General features: G+C 65.3%; 7 protein-coding genes. 4 read left to right on the forward strand and 3 right to left on the reverse strand.

Features of this window, described 5'->3' with window-relative positions:
* Nucleotides 1–792 precede the first annotated feature (792 nt).
* On the forward strand, nucleotides 793–1,071 hold the full coding sequence (locus tag ML01_RS26280) for a hypothetical protein (protein WP_156428025.1): 279 nt from the start codon (nucleotides 793–795) through the stop codon (nucleotides 1,069–1,071).
* A 120-nt stretch (nucleotides 1,072–1,191) separates the two neighbouring features.
* A complete protein-coding gene (locus ML01_RS26285) occupies nucleotides 1,192–1,461 on the forward strand; it encodes a hypothetical protein (protein ID WP_216819290.1) in 270 nt (89 codons plus the stop codon).
* On the opposite strand, the gene ML01_RS26290 is transcribed toward ML01_RS26285, so the two are convergent.
* Complete coding sequence (locus tag ML01_RS26290) at nucleotides 1,458–1,700, reverse strand: hypothetical protein (RefSeq protein WP_058558336.1); 243 nt, start codon at nucleotides 1,698–1,700, stop codon at nucleotides 1,458–1,460. The genes ML01_RS26285 and ML01_RS26290 overlap by 4 nt on opposite strands.
* Before the next feature lie 141 nt (nucleotides 1,701–1,841).
* Here ML01_RS26290 and ML01_RS30030 point away from each other — a divergent pair, with 141 nt between their 5' ends.
* Together ML01_RS30030 and ML01_RS26295 are read left to right on the forward strand one after the other, a co-directional pair.
* Complete coding sequence (locus tag ML01_RS30030) at nucleotides 1,842–2,012, forward strand: hypothetical protein (RefSeq protein WP_173865221.1); 171 nt, start codon at nucleotides 1,842–1,844, stop codon at nucleotides 2,010–2,012.
* The gene (locus ML01_RS26295; protein ID WP_058558337.1) at nucleotides 1,996–2,265 is read left to right on the forward strand and encodes a DUF5615 family PIN-like protein; all 270 of its coding nucleotides are present in this window, start codon (nucleotides 1,996–1,998) and stop codon (nucleotides 2,263–2,265) included. Before ML01_RS30030 ends, ML01_RS26295 begins: the two co-directional genes overlap by 17 nt.
* An 822-nt stretch (nucleotides 2,266–3,087) precedes the next feature.
* Here ML01_RS26295 and ML01_RS26300 read toward each other — a convergent pair.
* Nucleotides 3,088–6,081 carry an HD domain-containing protein gene (locus ML01_RS26300; protein ID WP_058558338.1) on the reverse strand — a complete coding sequence of 998 codons (2,994 nt, stop codon included), beginning with the start codon at nucleotides 6,079–6,081 and terminating at the stop codon, nucleotides 3,088–3,090.
* 74 nt (nucleotides 6,082–6,155) lie between these two features.
* Nucleotides 6,156–6,782: hypothetical protein (locus ML01_RS29825; RefSeq protein ID WP_216819291.1), on the reverse strand; the 627-nt coding region annotated here is incomplete at its 5' end.

Here is a 6,782-nt window from a genome sequence, read left to right on the forward strand (position 1 = left end):
CTCCGGTATCGACCTATGGGCGGACTGGAAGGGGCTGGCGCTGCGCGATTGCTGCGCGTTCCTCGCGTGGCACCCGGGCATGCCGATCCGCTGGCAAGGCGAGTCCTACTACTACCCGCTCTATGTCCACACCTACTCTTGGACCGGCGTCTCCGCCGCGTCAGCCCTTGGTCGTCCAGTTGCGAACTTGCACTACTACGAGGGCTCTGACTCCTGCCAACGGTCACCTCCGCCGACAGGTCTCCCCGCTTACCTCGCCTCACCTTCCTGTCGTTCCACCCCCAACCACGTGATGCCGCCCGTGGATCGCTTTACACGCCGTACACCAGCGTCCACGGTGAGTTTCAGGCTTCGCCACCTCCCAGCGGGCTAGCCACGACACCCCGCCGAAACGCGTTCATTATCCTGCGGACCGACAGTTCGCTTGACTGTTGCTCCCCACCCCGCCTCGCGACGACGCAGTTACCTTCGGCTACGGAGCTTCGGGCCACGAAGACACGGACTCGCACCGTGCTGATGAGGCGCCCTCGCGGGCGCACTGGGAGCGGCCTCTGGCCGCGACTGCCCCCGTCGGGGCGGCCTGGGCATCGCTGCATGGTGCATCGCCGACCTCCCGCCTTGTCGTCGCAGGGACTCGCCATCGCGGCTGGAAGCCGCTCCCACGGGGCTGCGGCTTGCGGCATGCTGTTTTTGATCATCGCGACGCTGAAGGGTCGCGACGATCGGATGACGACGCAGGGCGCCGAGCCGGCTTGAATGCTAGACTCCGAATCGGTTAAGAGAGGTTGCCCGATGAAGATATCCCTACCGCCCGAGCTCGAATCGGCCGTGAAAACAGCCTCGAAGTCCGCCGGCGCAACACCCGAGCAGGTGGTGTTGGCAATCTTGCGCGAACGGCTTTGCGCAATGCCCAGCCCGTCGGCGTCTGAAGGGCACCTCGGGAGCTTCCTGGAAGGCTTCATCGGGACCATAGACGGGAACGCGGAGGCCCTCTCGGAACGCTCCGGCGAACACTTCGGTGACGAGCTGGAGCGCGACCGAGCCGATCACGAGCAACGGGCTCGGTCGTGACCCTCGTCGACACCGGCCCGATCATCGCGCTCATCAATCGTAACGACCCGAATCACCAGCGCTGTATCGTCGCCACACGGACCCTGCCGGCCGACCACCTGGCCCTGTTTCACCGAAGCTATGTACCTGCTGCGACGCGCGGGTGGATGGCCGGCCCAGGCCGAGCTTTGGCGCTGGCAACGTCATGGGCGACTGGTCATCTACGACCTCGGCGATCTCACACGGCGGGCCGAGGCATTGATGTCGGCCTATCGTGATACGCCCATGGATCTGGCGGACGCATCGCTCGTCACCCTGGCGGAGACGCTCGCCGAGCACCGAATCTTTACGCTCGACAGCGATTTCTACGTCTACCGAATGGCGGACGCCGTGACGATCAGGCAATGCTAGGGGAGGAGATCGAGGCGACGCTCGATGCGCTCGATCCGCTCAACGATGCGATCGAGGCTGACCTGTTGGCGGGCATCGGTCTCGTCGCCGTGGGTCAGCTCGCGCTTGACGCCGACCATCGCGGTTTCGAGGCTGGACATGCGGTGCTTGAGGTCGGTTATGTCGTCGCCGATCTGATCGACCCGACCGCGGATGTGGCGCAGGTGCTCCAACACTAGGCTTTCGATGTCTGCGGTCATTGCTCGGTCCTCATCGGATTGACGCGTCGTTCCCGGCATCATAAGCCAACCGTTCGGCGCAGCAAATGCGCCTGACGGTTGTGCCGTTGCGCTTCTTGCTGATGATCGTGACGACGCTGGAGCGTCGTCACGCATCCGCAGGTGCTCCAGCCGCCTGGTGGATGCGCTCCGCAGAACCTGTTCGACTATCTGGAAGGCAGCTCGTCGCTCGACGACTTTTTGACCGACTTTCCGTCGGTCACCCGGCCCGCTGCCGTTGCGGTGCTGGAGGCAGCCCGCGAGCGCTTGTTCCTCGATGCGGCTGCTGCTTGACGAGTCGCTGCCGCGGCGGTTGCGCGAGCACCTTCCAGGCCACCGGGTCGAGACTGCCGCGACGATGGGCTGGAGCGGCTATCGGAACGGGCGGCTGCTGGCCGTCGCGGCCGCGGAGCTCGATGCGCTGATCAGCGCCGACAAGAACATGCCGCATCAACAGAACCCGGCGACGTCCGATAGCCGCATCGTAGTCGCGGATGGCCGCAGCGAGATCGCCGTTGTCGTGGTGGGCAAGGCCGCGGTTCGATAGCCCACCGGCAAGCGCATTTCGCCGCTCCGTCTCCGGGGTTACTGGTGGCGGCGAGCAGCGTCAGGACCGGCAGGTTCAGATCGGTGCGGGAGTCGTTCCGGAGGGCGTCGGACTCGGTGGACAACAGGCGCATCGCCGTGTCGCGCAGTCCGCCCCAGCGAGCGGCGACCGGGTCCTGGCCCAGACGAAAGGCCGCTCACGCGGCCCAAGGCCACCACGCAGGCATCTGTTTCAATTGGGAATATGGCGCGCCCCCCAGCCTTCGGAGGCCAAACTTTCACGTCCGTCTCAGTGTGACTGAGTGCGTTTCAATCTGCTTCTTTTCTGCTTCTGATCGTGTCATGCATGGAAAACGTTATTTCACAATAAGTTGAGATTTATCTAGTTTCACTGATTAGTGACAACAGAGACCTGTCAGCAGCCATCCGCGCGCATCAACGCCGCGTTAAGCGTCACAAAGCCAAAAAATATTACCGGTCCGAGATGAGCACTGCCCTCCGCGCCTGCCGCCCGCTCGCCGAGGCAGCGGCGGCGTTCCTAGAATCCCGGTAGGCGGCAGGGGCGCTGCTGTCGAGCGGGTCCGGCTGGGCTTCGCTGAGGACCGGCCTGCAAGGGCGGCCCGTGTTGACGAGACCCTGATCCACGCGCGCAGCCGAGCAGGCGACCCCGCTCGCCGCGGGCTACCCGGACTCTCGTCCAGCCGCTCTCCGGCGGTCCGGCCGCGCCGCAGTGCGCCCGGGAGCGGACATGGCCCGGGCTCTCCATAGGGCCGTTGCGCTCGATCATCAGACGAAACAGCGTATCGGTGTCTCGGACTCCAGGTTAACCGCTCGTTCCCCCCTGTGGGGTGTCCGCGGTGATGCGCATCGGCAGCCAATCCATCATGGACTCCTCGGCCACCGGGACCGTTGCGGGGTCGAAGGGCGCGTCCAGGGCGTCGAAGATGGCGTTGCCGCAGGGAGAATGGATGCGCCGCTTGACCTTGCCGCGGACGTCGTCGTACTGCCCCTGATCGTGCTGGATCTCGCGGCTGACGAAAAAGTAGAACTGGTAGGTGTGCCAGAACTCCAGGGCGTCGATCTCGTTGGCCAGGTTGGCACAGGTGTCGCCGTTGGGGTTGTGCTCGAACCGGGTGTAGAGCTCCAGCCAGCCGGCGAGACCATGCAGCGCCGGATAGGTGGAGCAGGCGTCGAAATAGCCGACCACCTCGTTCTCGGCGGCGGTCTTCTCGGTGCCGCGGTCCTCGTACAGGGTATCCCCCAACAGGGCCTCGCCGAGATCGTGAACCAGCAACATCTCCATCACCTCATCCTTGCAGGCGCTGACCGGTGATTCCATGCCCGATGCGTCATGTGCGGGGACGAAAACCTTGGCAATCATCGTCGCCCCGAGCAAATGCTCCGCGACGGTTTCGCCGTGCGACACCCCGTACTCGATCCATCCCTTCCGCGGCCGCTGCTTCAGCATCATGATTTCACGCGATACCAGCGCCGGGGTGAAGCCCGGTATGCGCAGGTGCCGGGCAATCATTCGGCAGTAGTGTCGGCAGCGGGAGGTCTTCAGCAGCCCCTTGTTGAACACGCTGACCGCCAGGTCGATCCCCTGGGCGATGTAGCCGGGGTCCAGCCGGCCACCGCCGCGCATGCCTTCGACGTGCCGGAATTGGAGCAATGACAGGGCGGTGAAGACCTCCACATCCAACAGCGGATAGGCCCGGTTCTGTTCCACCGCGTGGGCGATCTTTTTCTGCAGATAGAGGAAGGTGTAGGCCATCTCACCATTGTCATCCTCGTAGTAGTCCAGGGTTGGCCCCGGCTGATAGAGGGCGTCCCCGTAGTACACGAGGTGGAAGCCTCGGTTGATCTGGTTGGACTTCGGGTCCGAAAACAGTTCGTCGATGTAGGCCTCCAGCGCCCAGGCGTTGCCGAGCTGAATGAGGCTGATCAGGATGGTGCGGCGCAGAAAGGCACTCTCCGGGCGCTGCGCGAGCTGGCTGGCGCGTTCCCATTCGCACAGCAGCGACTTCTCGCACTGCTCCCGCGACGGATTCTGCATCGCCACGCGCGGCCCCTGATCGAGGGCAAGTCGCCCGATCAGGTAGCACAGATGCGGCCGCTGCTCGTCCTCTCCCTCCCGCAGCAGACAGGCTATGCCGCCATACGCCGAAGGCCGCTTGGCCGGGTCGTTGGCCAGCTCGCGGCAGAAGCGGTTGATGGAGAACGGATAGACGTAGCGCAGATCGCTCGTTGTTGGATCCGGCACGCCGGCCCGACCGCAGGCGATGATCCGGGCGACGATGAAGTTGGCGACCAGGAAATCGCGCACTATCGGATGGCGCAGAGTCAGTATCCACTTCGGCGAGTACAGATTCTGCTCGGCCGTATGGGCACCGGTGACATAGCTGAAGGCCATCTCGCCGATGTCGAGCAACAGCGAGCCCTCGGTGACGACATCATCGTCGTAGTAGTGCTTCAGGAAGCGGAAGCAGTGGCCTTCGATGGTGTCCGAGAGGTTTGGCTGCTGTTGCTCGCCCTCGGTGAGCACCAGGCTCAGGAGCTTGAGCGAGAACAGGTCCAGCAGAAACAGCTTGCGCTCCTCGGCGAGCTCGTGCAGCTCATGCGGCTGCACGGGGGCGGTCTCCTTGCGGATGGCCTCGCAGGCGCAGAACTGCGTGAGGAAGCTCGCTGCGCGCGGGTCGAAGAGATGGATCTGTGCGAGCCTCAGGGTCGCGTCGGATTTGATCAGCGCCAGCGGGCGCGGCCGGACCTGCGGGACCTCGTTGTGCACCGCGCCGATGCCGTAGATGAGCCGCGTGCGGGCGTAGGCCGTCACCAGCTTGACCAGCGTCAGCTCGATCTTGGTCGCCTTCTCGACGAACTCATCGACCCCGTCGACGATCACCAGCAGCGGCGGGCCGTCCGGGGGCTCTTGCAGGCAGCGGATCAGCGCCTCGATGGGGCCGATGCCCTCATCGAACCGCTGCCTAGCAAGGGCCTCGGTGAGCTGCGCCGGCGGGTCGCCGCGCAGGTAGGAGAAGATGTTGAAGTACAGGCAAATCACGTCCGTGCGCCGGCGCATGTAGAGATAGAACATCTTGAGCAGCGTCGACTTGCCGCAGCCCGCGGGGCCGATGACGTTGAGCGGGATGCGCGCATTCCCCGGCTTCAGTGCCGCCTCCTCCATGGCCGCGAAGACACCGAGATCCTCGTCCACTGGGCGGTCGTTGAGGGTGGCGATGTTCAGGAACAGCCGGTCGTAGGCCTCGGTGAGGTCCGTTCCCCGCTCCTGCCAGCGATCCGCCCACTTGTCCTTGATGTGGAAGCGCTTGACGTAGTCGTGGGCGTTGGCCACCAGGGCACCGAGCCGGGAGCGCTCCGGCGCATCCTCCTCGCTCTCAAGACGCCGATACTCCACCAGATACCAGTCCACCAGGCTGTGCAGCAGGGTCACGCTCTGGCGGTAGTCCCGCAGATGCCGCGGCTTGGGGTGTGCCCCGTGGTTTCCGAGCTTCTGGATGTGGTCGATGTTGTAGGTGATGCCGTCGGGGATCTGCGGCAGTTTTTGCAGGTCGTGCAGGATGCCGCCGATGGGCCCGCTGCCCCGCGGACGCCCGAGCTGCTCCTCGCAGATCTCGGTGACGATGATCTCCATGGTGTTGCGCACGCACACCAGGGCGGAGCCGTCGTGGATCTCGCTGACCTTGAGCAGGGCGGAGAGCTCTTCTTCGATCCGTAGGCGCTTGCCTTGCACGCGCCGGTAGAGCTGTTGCAGCAGCAGCGTTTCCGGTACTCGCTCCGGGGTATCTTCGGCGGACATGGTTGGTTCCCTCGAGGCTTGGGTGAGATCGACGGAATGGATGACGGGCGTCGGCCAAGGTCGGGCGCGGGTTCTCATCGCCGCCAGGACATCGCATCCGACTCGAAGCGCTGCCGGAGTCTCTGTAACCATCCGGCGAAGGGCCGCAGCAGCCGCTCGATGATCCAAAGTACCGGGCGCGGCAGTTTGGCCATGGCCAGTGCGCCCATGAGTCCGGCGGCGAGCTGCTGTTGTCCGATGGCGTCCAGGTTCTCGGCGATGGACCGCACGGCGTCCTGATCCGCTGCGCTGTCGCGGGTGCCCTTGAGCCGAATGCGGGCCAGGTACAACTGCGCGAGCTGGAATCGATCCCAAGGCGACCAGGCGGCCTCGCCACCCAGGCGCAGCAGCAGGTCTCGCAGGTCCGCGCGGATGGCGATGGCCGCGTCGTAGTCGGCCCGCGCCACCGCTGGGCCGTGGCCGCCGGCGGCCTGCTTGGCGCCGCCGCGGTTGCTGTAGGCGCTGGCCAGGTTGTTGCGCAGCGCCACCTCCCAGCGCCCGTCGGGCTCCAGCAGCCGGCGCAGGGCATCAAAGATGGCGATGGCGGCGTCGTAGTCGGCCAGCGCCGCCGCCGGGCCGTGGCCGCCGGTGGCCTGCTTGGCGTTGCCGCGGTTGCTGTAGGCCATGGCCAAGTCGTTGCGCAGCGCGACCTCCCAGCGCGC

The organism is Thiohalocapsa sp. ML1, assembly GCF_001469165.1.
GTDB lineage: Bacteria > Pseudomonadota > Gammaproteobacteria > Chromatiales > Chromatiaceae > Thiohalocapsa.